This is a genomic window from Lyngbya sp. CCY1209 (assembly GCF_035615495.1).
GTDB lineage: Bacteria > Cyanobacteriota > Cyanobacteriia > Cyanobacteriales > Microcoleaceae > Limnospira.
The window spans coordinates 1-1,698 of sequence record NZ_JAJENU010000434.1; the positions used below are offsets into that span (position 1 = coordinate 1).

The following is a 1,698-nucleotide window of genomic DNA, read 5'->3' on the forward strand; positions in this document are numbered from 1 at the left end:
GCCGTGTGAGGTGAAAGTCTCATGCACGCTTGGAGAATGGGAGGGGGAGAAGGTGACTTCTCTCTCGACCCCTAATATTCTCGACCTCAACCGATGCTGAATTCGCCCCGTCCGGACGGAAGTCAATATAGGACTGGCAGGGTCAATCAATCGCACAGTCGATATCCGACGGGGCGATCCCCCCAGTCGAACCCGAGCTTCTTTCGAGTCCAATTTTGAATTTCTACCTTCCAAACCGATGAGCATACGCGGCATTGATGTTTCCGACTACCAACCCAACATTGATTGGAAAGCGGTTGTCAACTCCGACATTTCCTTCGCCTTCATCAAAGCGACCGAAGGAGCCGGGTTTGTCGCCGAGGTGTTTGAATCCTATTGGCAACAGACGAAAGCCAACGGCTTGATCCGGGGGGCCTATCACTTCTTCCGGCCCGCCAGCGACGTCAAGGGACAGATCGACAACTTCCTGAAAACCGTCTCCCTCGAACCCGGAGATCTGCCCCCGGTGTTGGATATCGAAACCACCGACCAACTCGACGCGGCCACCGTCTGCGATCGCGCCCAGGAGTGGCTCGACGGGATCGAAGCGCGGACGGGATTTCGGCCGATCGTCTACACCTACCCGGGATTTTGGCAAAAACTCGGCACCGATCGCTTTTCCGACTATCCCCTCTGGATCGCTCACTACACCCAGGCCGAACAACCCGCCATCCCCGGAAAGTGGACGACTTGGGTGTTTTGGCAGTACACCGACCGCGGCACCGTAGCCGGGATCAACGGCGGGGTGGACATCAACCTGTTCGAGAGCGTCCTGAAAGGCGCCCGGGGTCCCAAAATTGAGAAAATGCAGAAACTGCTCAAAAATCGCGGCTTCGACCCGGGGGTTATCGACGGGATTTTCGGCGCCGGTACCGAAGGCGCCCTGATCGACTTTCAAAAGGCTAAGGCGATCGCCTCCGACGGCATCGCCGACTTGAAAACCTGGGTGGCATTGATGGGACGGGTGGAAAATTTCGTCCCCCCCGAAGGCGAACCGGAACCCGAACCCCAACCCGAGCCGGAACCCCAACCCGAACCCGAACCCGAACCCACCCCCACCATCGAACTCCTCGACATCTGCCGGATCTACCACGGTTCCCCCACCGAAGACAAAGCCCTGGAGTGGCTGCAACAGCAGATCGGCCAAGAAGACCTGCTGGAATTCGCCCGCCGGTGGCGAAATCAGGCCACGCCCCAAACCCGCTCCATCAAACTGCTGGACGTGTGCCGGTATTATCGGGACCTGCCCAGTCAAAACGAGGCGTTGCGGTGGCTGCAGCGACAACTTCCCGTCTCCACCCTTCTGGAATTCGAGCAGAAGTGGAATGCCGTCCCCGAAGTCCAAGTGGATATCAAATTGCTCGACGTCTGCAAATACTACGGCGGCCTTTCCACCCAAAAAGAGGCGCTCGAGTGGCTGCAATCCCAAATTCCCCCGGAGACGATCGCCGAATTTGCCCGCTTGTGGCGCCGCCCGACTCCCCGGTAGTCCCGGCGGAGGGAGCTTCGGTCAAGCGGAGGGAGCTTCGGTCAAGCGGAGGGAGCGGAGAGGAATTTTCATTCATTCAGCTCAACCGCTTGGGAATTATAGCAACGAGCGCTCACGTGGTTACAGTTGAAATGGGGTCAGAAATTTTCAAACCCTTATAGAAAAGCCGT

General features: G+C 57.8%; 1 protein-coding gene. It reads left to right on the forward strand.

Annotation, left to right across the window (positions count from 1 at the left end; all coding sequences use genetic code 11):
- Positions 1-238 precede the first annotated feature (238 nt).
- Positions 239-1,528 (forward strand): GH25 family lysozyme, encoded by a 1,290-nt coding sequence (locus LKE08_RS13285; protein WP_324704712.1) that lies wholly within the window; start codon positions 239-241, stop codon positions 1,526-1,528.
- Positions 1,529-1,698 lie beyond the last annotated feature (170 nt).